Source organism: Phascolarctobacterium succinatutens, assembly GCF_958453765.1.
GTDB lineage: Bacteria > Bacillota > Negativicutes > Acidaminococcales > Acidaminococcaceae > Phascolarctobacterium_A > Phascolarctobacterium_A succinatutens_B.
Window position 1 is genome coordinate 13,822 of the sequence record NZ_CAUDZA010000027.1, and the last position, 19,203, is coordinate 33,024.

The window sequence follows — 19,203 nt, forward strand, 5'->3', positions numbered from 1 at the left end:
AATTTTCCGTCAATCGCTTGATGAGATAAGTTTTCCTGAGAGGTTTGCGGAAGCGAGTTGACGGACGCAAATTTCGTGTGGAAGCAAGACGAAATACCGCAAAACTCGCGCTAAGCTAACAGATTCTTCTGTATGAGTTAAGTGTAGCGCTCAAACAGTTGCGGCATTTCTGTGCTTCCAGACACTCATTTGCTAAAATTTATATTCGCTGCACGGCATACCGCTTGCTTGCGTTAGTGTGCAGTAGTGCTTGTGTTTGGTAAGCTGATGATGAGTAATAGCGTCGCAAGCGATATACCGTTCCGCTCAGAGAAATTTTCCGTCAATCGCTTGATGAGATAAGTTTTCCTGAGAGGTTTGCAGAAGCGAGTTGACGGACGCAAATTTTGTGTGGAAGCAAGACGAAATACCGCAAAACTCGCACTAAGCTAACAGATTCTTCTGTATGAGTTAAGCGTAGCGCTCAAACAGTTGCGGCATTTCTGTGCTTCCAGACACTCATTTGTTAAAATTTATATTCGCTACACGGCATACCGCTTGCTTGCATTAGCGTGATATCTGCAAGCTTTAACAGTATAACCCGCGTATGTGTTTTGTTCTTTTTTCTATATTTGGTTTTCTTACGTTAGTGTAAAAATATATCATTAGTGAGGTGTTTAATTATGAACGTATATGATAACGCAAACGAATTGGCTAAAGCTATGCGCGAAAGCCATGAGTACAAAAAACTGAAGGAAGCAGCTGTTGTTCTGGAGAAGGATCCGGATGCTAAAAAAATGGTTAACGAGTATCTGATGGTTGCTCAGGAAGTAGAGTTTGCTAAGCATCAGGGCAAAACTCCCGACCAGGCTTCTGTTGATAAAATGCAGAAGCTGCAAGGCATTTTGAATCTGAATGCAGATGCAGTTCAATATTTGAACGCTCTGATTCGTTTCCAGATGATGCTGATGGACGTTACTAATACTATTCAGGACGTTGTCAAAGAGGCAATGGGAGAGAAATAATGACGTTGCAGGAGATTTTCGCAGGCTGTACTGCCAAGCCTTTGCTGGCAGAGGAGCCGATGGCGAAGCATACATCCTTCCGTATCGGCGGTCCTGCAGATCTGATGGCTATGCCGCAGAGCGAGCAGGAGCTGCAGCTGCTGCTGCAGCGTGCCGGTGAGGCGAAAGTTCCGGTTACGCTGATTGGTAACGGTTCTAATCTGCTGGTGCGCGATAAGGGCATCCGTGGCCTGGTTATCAAGCTGGGCAATATGCTGAATGATATTGCTGTTGATGGCTGCATGCTGACCTTTGGCAGCGGCGTTTCCTTGGCTGCTGCTTCCCGCAAGGCTGCAGAGCTGGGCCTGAGCGGCATGGAGTTTGCTGTGGGCATTCCCGGCAGCATTGGCGGTGCTGTTTATATGAACGCCGGTGCCTATGACGGTGAAATGGCTAAGGTTGTTGCCAGTGTGCGCGTGATGGAGCTTGACGGCACAATCAGCGAGATGCCTGCTGCAGCTCTTGATTTTGGTTATCGTCACACGGCGCTGCAGGGCAGCGGTAAAATTGTTACCGCAGTCACTGTGCGCCTGACTGCAGGTGATAAGCAGGCTATTGCCGATAAAATGGCAGATTTCAGTAATCGCCGCATCACTAAGCAGCCTTTGGAGCTGCCGAGCGCAGGCAGTATGTTCAAGCGTCCTCCCGGATATTTTGCCGGTACGCTTATCGACCAGACCGGTCTTAAGGGTTACACTGTCGGCGGTGCGCAGGTTTCCGAAAAGCATGCAGGCTTTGTGGTGAACATCGGCGGAGCTACGGCGGCAGATGTGCTGCAGCTTATCTGCGATGTGCAGGATAAGGTTTTTGCGGCGCATGGAGTTCATCTTGAACCGGAAGTTTTGGTGCTCGGCGAAGAATAGCTTGTGGGAGAGCGTCCTTAAGACGCCATCTGCGTCGTCAGGGCTCCTAGGAGTATAAGGGAATACGCCGTCGTCGCCCTTCCTTGCATCCAGTATCTTCTTAACAATCTCTGTTTGTGAGAAGGGTTGAGCACACTAATTTTTTACAGGAGAAGAGAATTTTGGAGCAGCAGCTTTTAACAGAGCAGGAAATTCACGAGCTTGGCTTGCAGGCTCTCGTTCCCTGGCTGGAAAGTCATAATTTTAAAATTGATTATATGCAGACTGATATGAATACTGTACCGCATATTTTTGCCCTGAGCGGCAAAATCCTGACGGTTATCATCGCAGCAACGGCAATGTACCCGCATAAGGGCGTTGTCGGTGAAGCAGACAAGGCTTATGCTATGCGTGTAGCAACACAGCTTGGTGCTCTTTGTGCTACCGCTTCTATCGGTCTGGTAAATGTAGATGGTTTGCCTGACGATAAAAAGCTCATGGGTACGCCTATGCGCAACGGTCATTATAAGGCAGATTTTAGTGGACTGGAATACATTCACTATACCGATAATGCACTGTGAGGTAACGTTATGGACTTGTTAACAGTTAATCAGGATAAATGCCTGCGTTGCGGCATTTGCGTAGAATGCTGTCCTTCCTGCATTCTTTCGATGGGTGAAAACGGACCGGAATGCAATTTTGACCGTGGCTGCATGAGCTGCGGCCAATGTGTTGCTATCTGTCCCGTAGGAGCCTTGGATAATAAATATACGCCGCTGGCGGAGCAGCGTCCGGTGACGATGCCGTTGCCGACGCCTGAGGTTGCTTATGAATTTTTGCGTATGCGCCGCAGTGTGCGCAACTTTAAACCGCAAGCACCGACGGATGAGGAAATTACCCGTATGCTGGATGTGGCGCGCTATGCGCCGACTGCCGGCAATTCACAGGGTATGTACTATATTGTTATCCGCGATAAGGAGCAGATCCGTGCAATTGCCGATGCTGTTGCCAACTGGATGGAGGACGAGGTTGCGGCGGGCACCGAAAACAAACGTTATTTTCAGGTGGTGCTGCGCGCTTACCGTGAGCGTGGACAGGATATCATCGCGCGTAATGCGCCTTGCCTGATTTTTGCGCTGGCACGCCGTCTGAATATTACCGGTGTGAGCAACGCAGAGCAAAGCTGGGCCTATGCAGAGCTGTTTGCCCCGACCATCGGTTTGGGAACAACTATCGCCGGCTTTATTCAATCCTGCGGTATTGCAGGCTATCAGCCGCTGCTGGATTTGATTGCCGTGCCGCCGAAGCATAAGATTGTGGGTACGCTGATGGTTGGCTATCCCAAATATAAATATCAGCGGATGCCGGAAAGACAGCATCTGAAGGTTGATTTCCGTTAGTTTATTTAAGCATGAACTATTGCCGTGGTTCATGCTTTTTTGTTTTGAATTTTATCTGCGAAAGAATTCTTGATTATATAGAGTGCATGGTGCGATTTATTGTAGCGAATGCTTCTATGTGGTATAATGTAAAAGATTAGGTAAAAGTATATGGTACTTAAATTTATTTGAATTTTATGATGAAGTATGAGCATGAGGTGTAATAATGTCAGATGCAGTTTTGAGTGTTAATCATTTATCTATAGGCTATGGCAGCCGCTGTGTTATCAGCGATGCCAGCTTTACTATCGGCAAGGGCGAACTTGTAGGTATTATAGGCTGCAACGGTGCCGGCAAGAGTACGCTGTTGAAGACTATCCGCGGCATGCTGCCGAAGCAGAGCGGCGAGGTTTTGTTCTTTGGCAAGCCGATGGAGGAATATACCGACAGAGATTTGGCGCGCGAGGTAGCCTATCTGCAGCAGCAGGTGGAGGTTGGCTTTGGTTATACAGGACAGGATATTGTTATGGCGGGCCGTTATCCTTACCTGAAATGGTGGGAGCGCGAAAGCGAGGATGATAAGCGTCTGGCGCTGGATTGTATGGAATATACCGGTACGCGTGAGCTGGCGGATAAGCCGGTAACAGAGGTTTCTGGCGGTCAGAAGCAGCGTATCCTGTTGGCAAAGGTTTTGGCGCAGCAGACTCCTGTGCTGTTCCTTGACGAGCCTACTACCGGTCTTGATATGGTTTATCAGGAGGAGATTTTCCGTTTTGCGCGTGAGCTGGCGCTGATGGGCAAGACGGTGCTGATGGTTGTGCATGAGCTGAATTTGGCAGCCAAATACTGCAGCCGTATCCTGCTTTTAGGCGAGGGAAAGCTGTTGGCAGACGATATTCCGGAGCGCGTATTTACGGAAGCTTTGCTGAGCAGAGCATATGCGGCTGATATTGCCGTAAGCCGCAATCCGCTGAATAATAATCTGGAGATTACAACGCGTGTAGATGAGGCAAGTAAAGAAAAGGATGCAGCTTTACTGAAAAAGATTTGCTGCGAATAGGTGAAGTATGAGAATCTTATATATTCTGCTGGCACTGCTGTGCCTCGCACAGCAGGCCTTTGCGGGTGTGAAGCTGGAGGCAGTGTATCCCTACAATCTGGATAAGAGTGCTACGCATGTAGTACATGGCGGCAGTACAATGCCTTTGTTTATCAATATTACCGGCTTTGATGTACCGCATGAGCAGCCGGCGCATTTGCGTGTCATTTTACCGGAAGGCTTTAAGGCACTTGCTAATGGCAAATGGCGTTTGGGAAGCGCTGGCGGCCGCCAAACGGCGGAGGCAGATTGGGTGCTGCCGGCAGATTTCGGACAGAGCTTTGATCTGCTGTACATTCAGCCGCAGACTGACCTTGCTCGCGGCCCGAAGCAGCTGTTGGTTGAGGTCAGCGGTGAAGGCTGGCACGAGCGCAAGGAGCTGAGCTTCAGCTATGAGCCGGCGGCGTCAGCAGCGGTAGCTGCGGAACCGACGCAGGGGAAGAAGCTGGACCGCAGCAAGTTCAACTGGTATATCCAGAGTGTTACTTTGCCGGTAGATAATTTGGGTAATAAGGATGACCGCGCGGCAGAAGGCGTGGTTTTTATCCGTGATACTACGCTCGAAGGCTTCCGCAACCGCATGACGGGCGACGGTGCGACGAACTGGTCGGCAGTGTTTAACCATCCTGCGACTTTTCTGGTGCTGGATATGCGCAATCCGCAGCGCGATGTGCGTCTGCTGAAATTTAAGGCGGAGCTGATTGATAAAAAAACAGGCAAGGTTATGCCGGGATTGTGTACAGCCGGTAAAAACAATGAGGATTCCGAGCATGGCTGGGCCGGTGAAACCGGCAGCGTCAATGAAACTACGGCGCTGATTTCGCTGGACGGCAAGAAAACTCAGGCTTTTATCATTCCGTTATACGTAGATTATTTTACAGTGTTGGAGGGCGACTACAGCCTGCGTGTGACTGTAAGCGGCAACGGGCAGGAAAAGGTGCAGGAGGTACCGCTGACAATCGCCAAAAAGCATAATCTGGGACTTTTGGCAGTAGGCTTTTCCTTTATCTGCCTGCTGGCTGTGCTGGCCTTTAGCTACAAGCTGAAGGGCTGCATTTACCGCATCGGTGCGCGTGGTGCTATTACGGTGGCACTCTTTGCGGCGCTGGCTTTTGGCGGTATCACGCTGCCGACGACGCTTATCGGTGATTTGCTGCATGTATTCTTAGGTCCTTTCTCCGGATTGGTGACGGGTATTTTAAGCGGCATGCTGCTGTATTTGCTGGTAGTGGCACTACTGGTGCTCTTCCGTGCGCCGGGCGTACTGACGCTGATGTATTTTGTCAAATATATGCTTGCCGGTCTGATGTTCGGACATTTTACGCCACTTGGACTTTTGAGCATGTGTGTAAATATAGCGATTCTGGAAGCGCTGCTGTATCTTTCCGGCTTCTACCGCAAAGCGGTGCTGAGCAAGGGCTATATGCTGTTCATCTGCCTGCTGATGGGCGTGGGCGATGCGCTTGTAACCTTCGTCAATATGGAGCAGATGATGTTCTTCTACCGTTTGTATTATGCAGACTGGTATCTGGCGCTGTATATGCTGGTCAACGGTCTTTTATACAGCAGCATCGGTGCCTGGCTGGGTGCTAAGACGGGCAGTAAGCTGCAGCAGGTTATGGGGGAATAGAGATGCTGAAAATAGACAATTTATCTTATCGCTATCCTTCAAGGAAGCAGTTTACCTTAAAGAATATCAACCTGACGCTGGCGGACGGGGAAATGCTGCTTTTGGCAGGTCGCAGCGGCTGTGGCAAGTCGACGCTGATTAAGGCTATCAGCGGCCTGCTGGGCAGCGAGGAGCGTGGCGAGCTGCAGGGAGCAATTTATCTGCAGGGTGAGGATATCAGCAAATGGCCGCCGGAAAAAACAGGCCAGCTGGTAGGCACTGTGTACCAGTCGCCTGACGACCAGCTTTTTGCAATGACGGTTGCCGATGAAGTAGGCTTTGCATTGGAAAACCAGGGAGAGGAGCATGAGGTTATCGCACGCAAGGTGAGTGAAACTCTGCAGCTGGTAGGCTTGGGCGGCTTTGAAAATTACAGCATTCACAAGCTGAGCGGCGGTCAGAGGCAGCGCTTAGCACTGGCTTCGATTCTCGTTACCAGGCCGGGACTTTTGATTTTAGACGAGCCTGTCAGCCAGATGAACCCGCAGGGCGTGCAGAGCTTTATGCAGCTTTTAGTGCGCCTCAACCGCGAGGCAGGCATTGCTATTTTGATGATTGAGCATCGTGTGAACGAGCTTTGCAAATATTTTTCGCGTCTGTCTGTAATGCAGGAAGGACGCATTGTGTATGACGGCCTTGTTAAAGATGCTTGGCAGGCGATGACAGGTCGCGGTGATTTGGGCTTGCGTGAGCCGCAGACGGTGAAGCTGTGCCGAGCCCTGCAACTGTCGGAGCTGACAACGGACGAGGGCAGAATTGTGCAGATGCTGCATAGTGAATGCGAGCCTGCAGTTACTGCTGCGCAGACACAGCCTGCAGGTCCTCAGAAGCCTCTTCTCGAAGCGCGCGATTTGTATTACACCTATCCCGGCAGCAAGGAGCCAACGCTGAAGAAGCTGCAGTTTACGCTTTATCAGGGGCAGATTACAGCTATTATGGGCTTCAACGGTGCAGGCAAAAGCACTCTGATGAACCTTTTGGGCGGACTGACGCAGACGCAGCAGGGAAGCTTGCTGCTGGCAGGACAGCCTGTCGGTAAGCAGCTGGGAAAAATCGGTTATCTGCGGCAGGAGCCTGACCTGATGCTTTTGGCAGATACGGTGCGTGAGGAGCTGTGCTGGAAGAATCATACGATTACGCAGGAGGAGCTGCAGCTGCTTCTGAAGCATATGAATCTGGAGGAATATGCCGATGATTTTCCGTTGGCGCTGAGCAAGGGACAGCGCTTACGCGTTGTTTTGGGAGCAATGCTGGCGAAGAAGCCTGCGCTGCTGCTTTTGGACGAGCCTACGACAGGACAGGACGAACAGAGTCTGGCGGAAATCCGCCGTCTGCTTTTGGCTTATAAGGAGCAGGGGGGCAGTATTTTCATCTGTACGCATGATATGGAGCTGGCGGCACAGGTGGCCGACCGTGTAATTGTTTTGTGTGCGGGGAAGATTATTGCCGACGGCACGACAGAAGAGGTTTTGAGCAATAAGGAGCTGGTGGAGGCCGGCGGTCTGACACCGTCAGCGCTGCTGCCGGTGTGCGAGCAGGCGGGTCTTCCTCCCTGCATCACGGTAGAGGGGGTGAAGCGCTATGTCCGTAAGACAGCTGTGGGAAGGAACTGATGCTGCAGGCTGGGCACAGAAGCTCAACGGGCGTACCAAGCTTTTGTTCCTCTTCCTCTTTGCAATATTGATGATTACCGTGGATAATCCGCGGACACTCTTTATTTTATTTACGTTTACCTTAATACTGCATCTGGCAGCGAAAACCTCTATCTACAAATGGAAGGTGATGGCGATTCTGCTGCTCCTGGGCTTGTGGGGCTCAATGTTCAGCCAAGCGCTGTTTTTTGCGCAGACACCGCGTACACCGCTTTTCGTGCTGATTGCTCCGGAGGCAGGCTTCATCGGCCAGCTGACGGGCGGACTTTTCATCTACCGTGAGGGTATTTTGTACGGTGCGGTTCAAGGATTGCGCAGCGCCAGCATGCTGGCACTGGGACTTTTGGTCTGCTGGACGAGTGACCCGCGGCAGCTGCTGCAGGCATTGCTGGCCTGGCGACTGCCGCCGCAGCTGGCGTTCATGCTGGTGACGGCAATTCGCTTTTTGCCGGTGCTGGCGGCCGAAACAGGCGAGGTTATCACAGCGCTGCAGCTGCGCAGCGACAGCCAGAGCGGACGTACTGCCGTTCTGCGTCACTTGCCGTATATCGCCAAGCCACTTTTGGCACGCTGCCTGAGGCGTGCGCAGACGCTGGCGCTTTCGGTTGTAAGCCGCGGCTTTTTCGCAGGCGGCGCTGCAAAGCGACGCCAACAGTGGGATGCACGTGAAAAGGCAAGCTGCCTGCTGCTGTTTGCAGTAGTGGTGGCAGTTGTTGGCAGTAAAATTATTTACCTGCTGTCGGAGCAGGGCTTCTACTTTGGCGTATTCCGCCAAATCTATGATTGGACGGTGCTATATCTATGAATAAGCTTAAAGGCTGGCTGGCACTTGTGCTGCTGCTGCTTTCCTGGTGCGCACTGTACTGGATTACCGGCAGCAGAACGCCATGGAACCAGTTTCATGTTAATAACGACGGCTCCGGCGTGAGCGTCTATCTGGGTGATATCCCGACGCAGAATTATGACCGCATGGGCTTTACGAAGGCGGTGGTGCGCTACGCCGCTGAGGAAGAAGGCTGGATTGTCGGAACGGAGCGTGGCGAGCTCTTCCTCTTCGACAACGAGGGACGCCAGAAATGGAAGCGCTCCCTGGGCGTCGGCAAGCTGATTGCACTGTGCCTTACGCCTGACGGCAAGCTGGCGATAGTAGGCGAGCAGAGCGCGGAGGGCAGGCTTTACGCCGTTGATGTGCACACAGGCGATATCCGTTGGCAATACAAGGGTGCTGACTTTGTCGGCTCGGATGCTTCGCAGCGTTCCTATCCTTCCGTGGTGCATATCGCAGTCGATAAGGAAAACAACGTCTATGCCAACGCTTACCGCTTTTTGATGCGCAAGGACGGCAGCAGAGGCTATAATGCCAAAATGCTGGCGGTTAACGAGGATGGCAGGCTGCTGTGGCAGTTCCCCAAGAACGAGGTTATCGACAGCTGGATAAACTGGTGCGATGTCAATGATAACAACGGCAGAGCTGTTTTTTCTACATCTGCCTACGATTACCGCGAGGATATGAAGTATAAGGATACGATGTATTTTCTCGATAAAAGAACCGGCGAGCTGCTCAATTCGACGCATGTACCGCCGATTCCGCCCTTTGATAACACAGTTATGCGCGGCAGCCCCAACTACAGCGCGGATGGCAAATATCTGGCAGCAGCGGCCAGTGATGGACGCGGCATGCTGTTTGATGAGGCAGGTAAAATCCTGTGGACGCGTTCCATTTCCAAGCCGCAGGAGGTTGACGGCGCTTATGTCAACGCCAGCGGCCGCGACGGCTTTATAACACCCTACGGCGTGCTCTTTACTACGATTAACACCTTTAACCGTGAAAACTGGCAGCTGCCGACGCCTGTAGAGCATCCGAGCAATAACAGTATTTTTGTATTCAACACAGACGGTACCTTCCGCTATCAGTATATGGCAGACGGTACGATGGAGGAAATAGCCTTCGCCGGCAGGCTGGCGGCCTGCGCGGTGGGGCGCAACGTGCGCACGCACAATTACAAGGCGCACGGAGCACTGGTGCTGGACCTGGAAACAGGCAAAAAGTACAGCTATTTCCCAACCGAAGGACCTTGTCAGGCAATTGGCATCTCGCCGGATGGCAAGTGGTTAGCAGGCGTGGAAGCGCCGGCGCTGACTCCCGATGGCAAGATTATCGGTGCTTACCGTTTACATATCTGGAAAAATAACGTAGGAGGAGCAAAGTAAATGTTAGAAAAAATAATTCATTATTATAAGCCCTATAAGCTGATTTTGCTTCTGGTGCTGATAGGCTCGTGCTTCTCGGCCTTGCTGGAGCTGGTCTTTCCTTATATCGTAAGGCAGATGCTTAATGTTCAGATTCCTCAAAAGAATATTGACGAGCTGCTTTACTGGGCTGGGATACTTTTAGCCTTATATGTTGTAAACTTCGGTCTGCTTTTTTCTATCAACTATTATGGTCATGTGATGAGTTCCGGCATTGAGAACGATATGCGTCGCGATTTGTTCGGACATATGGAAAAAATGTCCTTTCGCTTTTTTGATAATGCCCGCACAGGACAGCTGCTATCGCGCATTACAAGCGATATCGTGGAAATCAGCGAGCTGACATTTAAAGGACCTAATGACCTTCTTGTCTGCACTATCAGTATGCTGGGTACTATTTTCATGATGCTGTATTTGAATCCGTATCTTGGCTCTATTATCGGTGCTATGCTGATTATTAAGGCGGTGCATTCTGTTTTCGTCAACAGAAAGATGAAGCGTGCCTTCCGCCGCAGCCGTGAAAAATCCGGTGAGGTTTCCGCGCAGGCAGAGGAGGCTCTGAGCGGTATCCGTCTGGTGAAGGCCTTTGCTAATGAACAGCTGGAGCTGGAGCGCTTTATGCGCAAGAGTAATGAGCTTTTGCGTGTGCGTACCGAATCATTTGCGATACTTTCATATTTTTCGGGAACTATTACCTTTTTTACCAACGCAACCAATCTGGTAGTTTTGGTTTGCGGTGGTGTGATGGTTGCCAATAACCAGCTGGCGCTTAGTGATTTTGTTGCCTTCTTCCTTTATGTTAATATCTTTATGAAGCCTGTTTTCCGTCTGCTGATGTTTACGGAAATGTATCAGCGCGGTATGGCCGGCTATCACCGCTTTAATGAGATGATGCAGCATAGGGTGGAGATTGACGATGCACCTGATGCGATTGCTGCAGGTAATATTAAGGGACGTATTACCTTTGAGAATGTAACCTTCGGTTATCTGCAGGATAAGCCGGTACTGAAGCATTTTGATCTTGATATCGCTCCCGGTGAAAAGGTGGCCTTTGTGGGTGCTACGGGTGCAGGCAAGACAACGCTGGCAAGCCTTTTGCTGCGCTTTTACGAGCCGACGCAGGGCAGAGTGCTGCTTGACGGTGTGGATATCAAAAAGTATAAGCAGAGCTATTTGCGTAACCATGTCGGCCTGGTGCAGCAGGATGTTTTCCTCTTCAGCGATTCGGTAAACTTTAATATTGCTTACGGCAAGATTAAGGCGAGTGAGCAGGAGATTGAGCAGGCTGCCAAGCTGGCTGCTGCTGATGACTTTATCAGCGCGCTGCCTGAGGGTTACGAAACCAAGGTGGGTGAGCGAGGCGTGAAGCTGAGCGGCGGCCAAAAGCAGCGTATTGCTATTGCCCGTGCCTTCTTGAAGAATCCGCCGGTGATGGTGTTCGACGAGGCGACAAGTGCGCTGGATACCAAGACTGAAAAGCAGATTCAGAAGTCACTGGATAAGCTGGCTGAAAGCCGCACTACGCTGATTATCGCACATCGTCTGTCGACGATTATCAACGCTGACAGAATTGTGGTGCTGCATAACGGCGAAATTGCGGAAATCGGCACGCACAAGGAGCTTATGGCTTTGGATGGCATTTATAAGCGCCTGTATGAGCTGGATGAGCAGGATTAAGGGTATTTTTCACTTCAAAAAATACATAACTTGATGCTTATGGTTGCAGTATACGATGATATAGCTTTGTGCTATAATGCTGTATAGAGGATTAGTCAAAACGGAGGAGGTAATGGAAATGGGCTTATTTCTTAATCCTGATAACAGAGCCTTTCAAACGGCGATAGATTCGGAAATTTACGTTGATAAAACCGGACTCATAGAATTTACCAACAAGGTTTTGGGAACGCAGCAGGCTTTTATCTGTAACAGTCGCCCACGCCGTTTTGGTAAATCAATTACAGCCAATATGCTGGCTGCCTATTATAGCAAGGGCTGTGATTCGCAGGAGCTTTTTGCCGGACTGGCTATCGAAAAAAGTCCTGCGTATCAAAAACAACTCAATAAATATGATGTTATCCATTTTGATGTGCAATGGTGCTGCAAGGAAGCAGGAAGTGCCGAAAAAACGGTTGCCTTTATTTCGCAGGTACTTATGGAGGAGCTGCGTGAGGCCTATGGTGAATATATACCGGAAAAGGTGACTAAGGTTTCCACTGCTTTAGCTTATATCAGCGATGCAACCGGTAATCGTTTTGTAATTATTGTTGATGAATGGGATGTACTGATTCGCGACGAGAGCACGAATAAAATTGCGCAGGAAGAGTATATTGATTTTCTGCGCAGTCTGTTCAAGGGTATTGAGCCGACACGCTATATAGCTTTAGCCTTTATGACAGGTATTCTGCCGATAAAAAAATTCAAAACGCAGTCTGCGTTGAACAACTTTGATGAATATACCATGCTTGATTCTGGCGTTCTTGCTCCATATATTGGCTTTATGGAGAGCGAGGTGCGCGTCTTGTGTGAAAAATATCACAAGGATTTTGCGGAGGTAAAGCGCTGGTATGATGGTTATCAGCTCGGCGGCTATCATGTGTATAACCCTAGAGCTGTGGTAGGCGTAATGCTGCGGGGAACCTTTCAGAGCTATTGGTCACAGACGGGTACATATGAATCCATCATTCCGTTAATTAATATGAATTTTGATGGCCTGAAAACGGATATTGTCACCATGCTTTCCGGTGATGCTGTTTTGGTGCGTACTAATTCATATCAAAATGATATGGTGACTTTTAAGAATAAGCATGATGTTATGACGTCGCTGATTCATTTGGGATATCTGGCATATGAGCAGCAGGAGCAAAAGGCTTATATACCTAACGAAGAGGTTCGCAGTGAATTTGTTAATGCTTTGGAGGAAACAGCCTGGGATGAATTTGCTGATTTTCAGAGGATGTCACGCGAGGTGTTAAATGCTACGCTTGACATGGATGCAGATGCTGTGGCGTCTATGATCGAAAAGGTGCATATGGAATATACATCTGCGATTCAGTATAACGATGAAAATTCACTTAGCAGCGTTTTGACCGTAGCATATCTATGCGCTATGCAGTATTATTTCAAGCCTGTACGCGAAATGCCGTTAGGTCGCGGTTTTGCTGATTTTGTATTTATTCCTAAGCAATATTATGCTCATATCTATCCTGCTTTGCTGGTGGAGCTGAAGTGGAATAAAAATGCAGATACTGCTATGAAGCAGATAAAGGAAAAGAAGTATCCGGTAAGCTTACAAAATTTTGCTGATGAAATTTTATTGGTTGGTATTAATTACGATAAGAAAACCAAGGAGCACACCTGCAGTATTGAAAAATTTATTGGCGGAAGCAATCAATAGAATAACCAAATAAGCTGATGTATAATGCTGTAGCTACAGATAACGGCTGCAGCATTATTTGTTTGCTGAAATAATGGATATAATGTGGTTAATTGCTCCGTTTTTTTATGCTATATATATACCACTGACCCTTTGCGCTTATTGACATTCACAGGCAAAAATTATATAATTTTTTTATATGCAATCTTTGTTTGCTGCGGCATTTCCGCAGTAATGCAGTATTATTTTTCGAAGGAGCGAATGAACTACTATGAAATACATGACTGGTAACGAAATCCGCGAAAAGTTTTTGAAATTTTTCCAAGATAGAGGCCACCTTATGCTTCCGAGTGCATCCCTGATTCCTCAGGATGACCCGACTCTGCTGATTATCGGTGCAGGTATGGCACCCTTTAAGCCGTTTTTCACCGGCAAAATGAAACCGCCTGCTACCCGCATCACCACCTGCCAAAAATGCGTGCGTACCGGTGATATTGAAAATGTTGGCCGCACTGCGCGCCACCATACCTATTTTGAAATGCTGGGTAACTTCTCCTTTGGCGATTATTTCAAAAAAGAGGTTATCCCCTGGAGCTGGGAGTTCCTGACCAAGGAGCTTGGCCTGCCTGCCGACAAGCTTTACATCACCATCCATACTGAGGATGACGAGGCTTTTGATATCTGGCACAATGTTGTAGGTGTTCCTGAAGACCACATTGTACGCCTGGCAGATAACTGGTGGGAGATCGGCAGCGGTCCGTGCGGCCCTGACTCCGAAATCCACATCGACCTCGGCCCTGAACGCGGCTGCGGCAAACCGACCTGTGGCCCCGGTTGTGACTGCGACCGTTTCCTGGAAATCTGGAACTTGGTATTCACCCAGTTCAACCAGATGCCTGATGGCACCTACCCGCCGCTGAAAAACAAGAACATTGATACCGGCGCAGGCTTAGAGCGTCTGGCAAGTGTTGTTCAAGGCAAGCCGTCTAACTTTGAAACTGACCTGATTTTCCCGATTATTGAATATGCAGCTAAGATTGCCAATGTTGAATATGGCAAGGACAAGGCTACCGACGTTTCCCTGAAGGTTATCGCTGACCATGTACGCAGCATGACCTTTATGATCGGTGATGGTATTCTGCCGTCCAACGAAGGCCGCGGTTATGTACTGCGCCGCATCCTGCGCCGTGCTATCCGTCACGCTCGTCTGCTGGGCATCAACGAGATGTTCCTGACCGGTGCTGTTGACGTTGTTATCGGCATGTTCGGTCACGCTTACCCCAACCTGGTAGAGAAGGCTGACTTCATCAAAAAGGTTGTGGAAATGGAAGAAACCAGCTTCCTGCGCACTCTGAAGCAGGGCTGCGAGCTGCTGAACGAGGAGATTGAAAAGCTGAAGGCTGCAAACAAGGCCGTGCTCGACGGTGCAACTGCCTTCAAGCTGAACGATACCTTTGGCTTCCCCTGGGAACTCACTGAAGAAATCCTGGAAGAAGCAGGCATGACTATGGATAAAGAGGGCTTCGACGCTGCGCTGGAGGTTCAGCGTAAAATGGCGCGTGAAGCACGCAACGATAAAGAAGGCCGTCCGGTTGTTTATAACACCAGCGGCATCAATGTTGCTGAGCTGAAGGTTGACGAGGCTGCAACCGAAGCTAAGATTGTGAAGATGTATCCTGCGCATGACGCACAGCCGATTGAAAACGCTGCTGACGGCACTGATGTTGCTGTTATCTGCGACGTTACCGCTTTCCATGCTGAGGGCGGCGGCCAACTGGGCGATATCGGTACTATTACCGCTCCGACCGGCGTGATTGCTGTAAATGTTACCAAAAAGCTGCCTGACGGCGCTGTTATTATGATCGGTTCCGTAACCGAAGGCACTGTTGCTGTAGGCGACGCTGTTACCTTTGCTGTAGACAAGGCACGCAAGATGGATATCGCGCGTAACCATACCGCAACCCATCTGCTGCATGCTGCTCTGAAGCAGGTTCTGGGTGCCCATGTTAACCAGGCCGGCAGCTATGTCGGTCCGGACCGTCTGCGTTTTGACTTCTCCCACTTCTCTCAGGTTACCGCTGAGGAGCTGAAGAAAGTAGAGGCTATTGTCAACGAGCAGGTGCTGGCTGGCAAAGCTGTTAATATTGAAGAGCTGCCGATTGAGGAAGCTAAGAAGAAGGGTGCCACCGCTCTCTTCGGTGAAAAATACGGCAATATTGTTCGCGTCGTTACCGTACCGGACTTCTCTATGGAGTTCTGCGGCGGCAGCCATGTAAGCAATACCGCACAAATCGGTATGTTCAAAATCGTGAGCGAAGGCTCCAGCGGTGCAGGCGTGCGCCGTATTGAGGCTGTTACCGGTCATGGTGCTGTGGCTCATGTAAACGCTACCGAGGAAATGGTGAACGGTCTGGCTGCTGAGCTGAAATGCCGCTCCTGCGACGTTCCGACTCGTCTGGAGGCTCTGCAATGCGAGCTGAAGGCAGCACAGAAGAAGGCTGAAGAGCTGGCTGCAGAAATCGCTAAGGCGCAGGTAAGCAATGTTGCTGACCAGATTAAAGATGCTAACGGTGTTCCTGTTCTGGTACAGAAGGTTAATGCTGACAGCGTTGACGCTCTGCGTAACCTGGGTGACCAGATGCGTGATAAGGTTGGCGGCGTTGTTGTGTTGGCTGCTGTTATGGGCGAGAAGGTAAGCATTTTGACCATGGCTACTAAGGATGCTGTTGCTAAGGGCGTACATGCGGGCAACATCGTTAAGGCTGTTGCTAAGCTTTGCGGCGGTGGCGGCGGCGGTCGTCCGGATATGGCACAGGCTGGTGCTAAGGACGTAGCTAAGGTTGACGAAGCACTTGCAGCTGCATTTGATATCGTTGCTGCTATGGTGAAATAATTACTTCGTTTAGCAGACGTTGAATTAAATATTACCTAAAAATAAAACTGACGAGGCAAATTTTGCTTCGTCAGTTTTTTTATCTCTGTAATAGTGCTTTCAGCCGGTTTGATTAAAGTTGTAAAGATCGCTTACCGAGAAGCATTTTTTTGTTAAGCGTTATTGAAACACTGCTGAAATTTTCACAATGTATTTTTTGACAAAGAGTCCGAATCGTGATAAATTCATATTAGCAGGAGTTTTTATTTTGAGCGGAGGCTATGTCTCCCTATGTGTATATGTTATGAAGGAGGTTTTTCTTATGGCAGAAGATTTTGTTGGTGTAAGCGGTTCTCTTAATGAAAGCTTTGTCGGGGCAGCCAATGATAAGCTGTTCGAGGTTCCTTTTGAAGCGCTGGAAGTGCGCATGGCTAAGGAAAAACCGCAGCTTGTACCCGGACTGACGGCTTTGAAGAAGGCTATGTCTGCGCCTGCGTTTGAGCGTCTGATTAGTCCGCTGCTGAATATTAACCTGGGCGACGATGCGTTGCTGCTGGTTGCCGGTGATGAAAGAGTGCGCACGGAGCTGATCGGTAAGTATCTGCCTGTGATTAAAGCTGCTTTTAATGTCAGCAATGTGCGTGTTGTCGGCGGCGCACGCAACGGCTTGGATGCTTATTGAGGGTGTTGGGGTGGATGCCCGTGCCTTTGTAGTGTGAATTAATAAAGAACGTCGTGAGGCTATGGGCTTGATGTGTGCCCCCGATACCAGATGCATGGTATTGGGGGTATTTTTTGTTATGCAGCCAGCAGTATAAAAAAGGCGTGTAGAATTATATCGACAGGGGAAATGGTCGCAGGCGCTAAAAGATGTTATAATATATGAAGAAGCAAAGAAAGGGGAATTCTCATGCAACAGACAAGACTGCCGCTTCCTGTCGGCACTACTGACTTCAAAAGAATCTGCCGGGAAAATTATTATGTCGACAAGACGTTGCTTATAAAGGACCTGCTTGATGAAAAGGTGAGCAACATTCTTTTTACGCGTCCGAGGCGTTTTGGTAAGACCTTGAACATGGATATGCTCCGTACTTTCTTTGAGAAAACAGACGCAGATACCAGCAGCTATTTCAAGGATAAAGCAATCTGGCAGCAGGGCGAAAGCTATAGGCAGCAGCAAGGGCAATATCCTGTTATCTTTTTGTCGCTGAAGGATATAAAGGCGCAAGATTGGGAAACAGCATATGAACTGTTGAAAATGATTATCAGCTCCGAGTATGCAAGACACCCGGAATTGCAGGCTGGTAATGAGATATCCAAACAAGACAAGGATTTTTACGAAAAAATAGTCAATAAAAATGCTAATAAAGCAGATTATATGCTCAGCCTGCAGATTCTCAGCAGAATGCTTTATCAGTATTACAAAAAGGCTCCTGTGATAATCATTGACGAGTACGATACTCCTATCCAGGAAGGCTTCGTCAATAATTACTATAATGAAGCTATTAGGTTTATAAGAAATTTCTTTTCGGCTGCCTTGAAGGATAATCCCTATATAACTATGAGCATTATGACGGGTATCTTGCGTGTCGCTAAAGAAAGTATCTTCAGCGGGTTGAATAATATCCGCGTTGATTCTGTACTTGATGATACTTTTAGTGGTTATTTTGGCTTCACTGAGGGTGAGGTCAAGCTTATAACGCAGTATTATAATGTAACTGAAAAGCTGGCAGAAATCAAAAGCTGGTATGATGGCTATAGGTTCGGCAGCACTGAAATCTATAATCCGTGGTCGGTGATTAATTATATAACAAGCAGCTGTAAGGCTATCCCGTATTGGAGCCAGACTTCGGAGAATACTATTATTCATGAAATACTGAAGAAGTACAATGAAGCAACTTACAGGAATCTTCATGAATTGCTTAAAGAAAACGGGCAGGTAAGCTCTGTAATCAAAACGAATATTATTTATCCTGAGCTTAAGGGGCCTCAGACAGATATTCTTGGTTTTCTTCTGATGACAGGTTACCTGAAGGCAACTGATATGACACTTAACGAAGACGGAGAGCATTTATGTCGGCTTAATATTCCTAATAAGGAGATACGCACAATCTATCGTAAGGAAATTATTAGTTTGCTGATAGCGGAAGTCGGTGATATGACGGTAACGGATTTAAGAGACGCTTTATTAAATAAGGATAGTGCTGTCATCAAAGAGACGCTGGGAAGATTTATGATGCAGACAATCAGCTATTATGACGGGCTTAGGGAAAGCTATTATCATGGTCTGATGCTGGGACTTATAACTATATTTGAATATACTCACTTTATCCGCTCCAATAGAGAAAGTGGAACTGGCAGATATGATATTCAGCTTATTCCTAAAAACGCAGGTATGCCAGGGATTATTATTGAAATAAAAGCAGGTGAAGCAAAGGACGATGATTGTGCTTTGAGCAAGCTGGCGCAGGTTGCGTTCGACCAGATTGAAGAAAAGAAGTATGATACTGAGTTGCGTTCATTGGGCGTAAGTGTTATACACAAATACGGTATTGCGTTTGCCAATAAGAGGGTTGAGTTGAAGACGAATTAGATTTTACAGCAAAAAAAGCCGCCTGCAAGGGCGGCTTTTGGTGTATTAGTCTTGCTAAGTTGTTCCAAGCACTCAGTTGCTATGCATGCACCCCCCTTTAGTCGCTATTGCGACAGTTCCCCCCGAGGGGGAACCAAGAATGTGCTAATGAAGTTTATCGAAAAGCTATTAGTCTTGCCTGCCCCTTGGGGAAGGTGCCGAGCGAAGCGAGGCGGAAGGGGGTAGCGAGGGGACTGTGTGGCATCGCAATTGATATATCGCTCTGCAACCCTTCCGTCTGCTCGCAAAGCTCGCAGCCACCTTCCCTTTCAGGGAAGATATATCAGACCTGCGGAAGGCTAATATTCGCAAATCTGTTTAACTTCTATATGCTCCCTTATATGCTCCCTGCAAGGGAGCTGGCATCGCCGCAGGCGATGACTGAGGGTTGT

The 19,203-nt window shown here is 48.7% G+C and carries 14 protein-coding genes; all 14 read left to right on the forward strand.

Annotation, left to right across the window (positions count from 1 at the left end; all coding sequences use genetic code 11):
- Nucleotides 1–662: 662 nt before the first annotated feature.
- The 14 genes from Q7Q81_RS09410 to Q7Q81_RS09475 all read left to right on the forward strand — a co-directional run bounded on the left by Q7Q81_RS09410 (nt 663) and on the right by Q7Q81_RS09475 (nt 18,772).
- On the forward strand, nt 663–1,004 hold the full coding sequence (locus Q7Q81_RS09410; RefSeq protein ID WP_021719563.1) for a YlbF family regulator: 342 nt from the start codon (nt 663–665) through the stop codon (nt 1,002–1,004).
- Nucleotides 1,004–1,906 (forward strand): UDP-N-acetylmuramate dehydrogenase, encoded by a 903-nt coding sequence (murB, locus tag Q7Q81_RS09415; RefSeq protein ID WP_304275617.1) that lies wholly within the window; start codon nt 1,004–1,006, stop codon nt 1,904–1,906. The genes Q7Q81_RS09410 and murB overlap by 1 nt, the downstream gene beginning before the upstream one ends.
- A 161-nt stretch (nt 1,907–2,067) precedes the next feature.
- The gene (locus tag Q7Q81_RS09420) at nt 2,068–2,466 is read left to right on the forward strand and encodes a hypothetical protein (RefSeq protein ID WP_293691127.1); all 399 of its coding nucleotides are present in this window, start codon (nt 2,068–2,070) and stop codon (nt 2,464–2,466) included.
- A 9-nt stretch (nt 2,467–2,475) separates the two neighbouring features.
- Nucleotides 2,476–3,285, forward strand: a complete 810-nt coding sequence (locus Q7Q81_RS09425) for a nitroreductase family protein (protein ID WP_303712234.1) — start codon at nt 2,476–2,478, stop codon at nt 3,283–3,285.
- 205 nt (nt 3,286–3,490) lie between these two features.
- Nucleotides 3,491–4,324, forward strand: a complete 834-nt coding sequence (locus Q7Q81_RS09430) for an ABC transporter ATP-binding protein (RefSeq protein WP_304275620.1) — start codon at nt 3,491–3,493, stop codon at nt 4,322–4,324.
- Nucleotides 4,325–4,331: 7 nt separating this feature from the next.
- Entirely contained in the window at nt 4,332–5,993 is a 1,662-nt protein-coding gene (locus tag Q7Q81_RS09435) for a hypothetical protein (RefSeq protein ID WP_304275623.1), read from the forward strand.
- Nucleotides 5,994–5,995: 2 nt separating this feature from the next.
- Nucleotides 5,996–7,645, forward strand: a complete 1,650-nt coding sequence (locus Q7Q81_RS09440) for an ABC transporter ATP-binding protein (protein WP_304275626.1) — start codon at nt 5,996–5,998, stop codon at nt 7,643–7,645.
- Nucleotides 7,614–8,489: an energy-coupling factor transporter transmembrane component T family protein gene (locus tag Q7Q81_RS09445; protein ID WP_303679770.1), complete on the forward strand. Its 876-nt coding sequence runs from the start codon at nt 7,614–7,616 to the stop codon at nt 8,487–8,489. The genes Q7Q81_RS09440 and Q7Q81_RS09445 overlap by 32 nt, the downstream gene beginning before the upstream one ends.
- Nucleotides 8,486–9,895 (forward strand): outer membrane protein assembly factor BamB family protein, encoded by a 1,410-nt coding sequence (locus Q7Q81_RS09450; protein ID WP_304275629.1) that lies wholly within the window; start codon nt 8,486–8,488, stop codon nt 9,893–9,895. Before Q7Q81_RS09445 ends, Q7Q81_RS09450 begins: the two co-directional genes overlap by 4 nt.
- Nucleotides 9,896–11,611, forward strand: coding sequence for an ABC transporter ATP-binding protein (locus tag Q7Q81_RS09455; protein ID WP_304275632.1), 1,716 nt, complete (start codon nt 9,896–9,898; stop codon nt 11,609–11,611). It begins immediately after the preceding gene.
- Between the two features lie 118 nt (nt 11,612–11,729).
- A complete protein-coding gene (locus Q7Q81_RS09460; protein WP_304275633.1) occupies nt 11,730–13,328 on the forward strand; it encodes an AAA family ATPase in 1,599 nt (532 codons plus the stop codon).
- 250 nt (nt 13,329–13,578) lie between these two features.
- Nucleotides 13,579–16,200 (forward strand): alanine--tRNA ligase, encoded by a 2,622-nt coding sequence (gene alaS / locus Q7Q81_RS09465; RefSeq protein WP_304275635.1) that lies wholly within the window; start codon nt 13,579–13,581, stop codon nt 16,198–16,200.
- A gap of 301 nt (nt 16,201–16,501) precedes the next feature.
- Nucleotides 16,502–16,861 (forward strand): hypothetical protein, encoded by a 360-nt coding sequence (locus Q7Q81_RS09470; RefSeq protein WP_148495301.1) that lies wholly within the window; start codon nt 16,502–16,504, stop codon nt 16,859–16,861.
- A 228-nt stretch (nt 16,862–17,089) separates the two neighbouring features.
- A complete protein-coding gene (locus tag Q7Q81_RS09475; RefSeq protein WP_304275637.1) occupies nt 17,090–18,772 on the forward strand; it encodes an AAA family ATPase in 1,683 nt (560 codons plus the stop codon).
- The last annotated feature ends 431 nt before the right edge of the window (nt 18,773–19,203 follow it).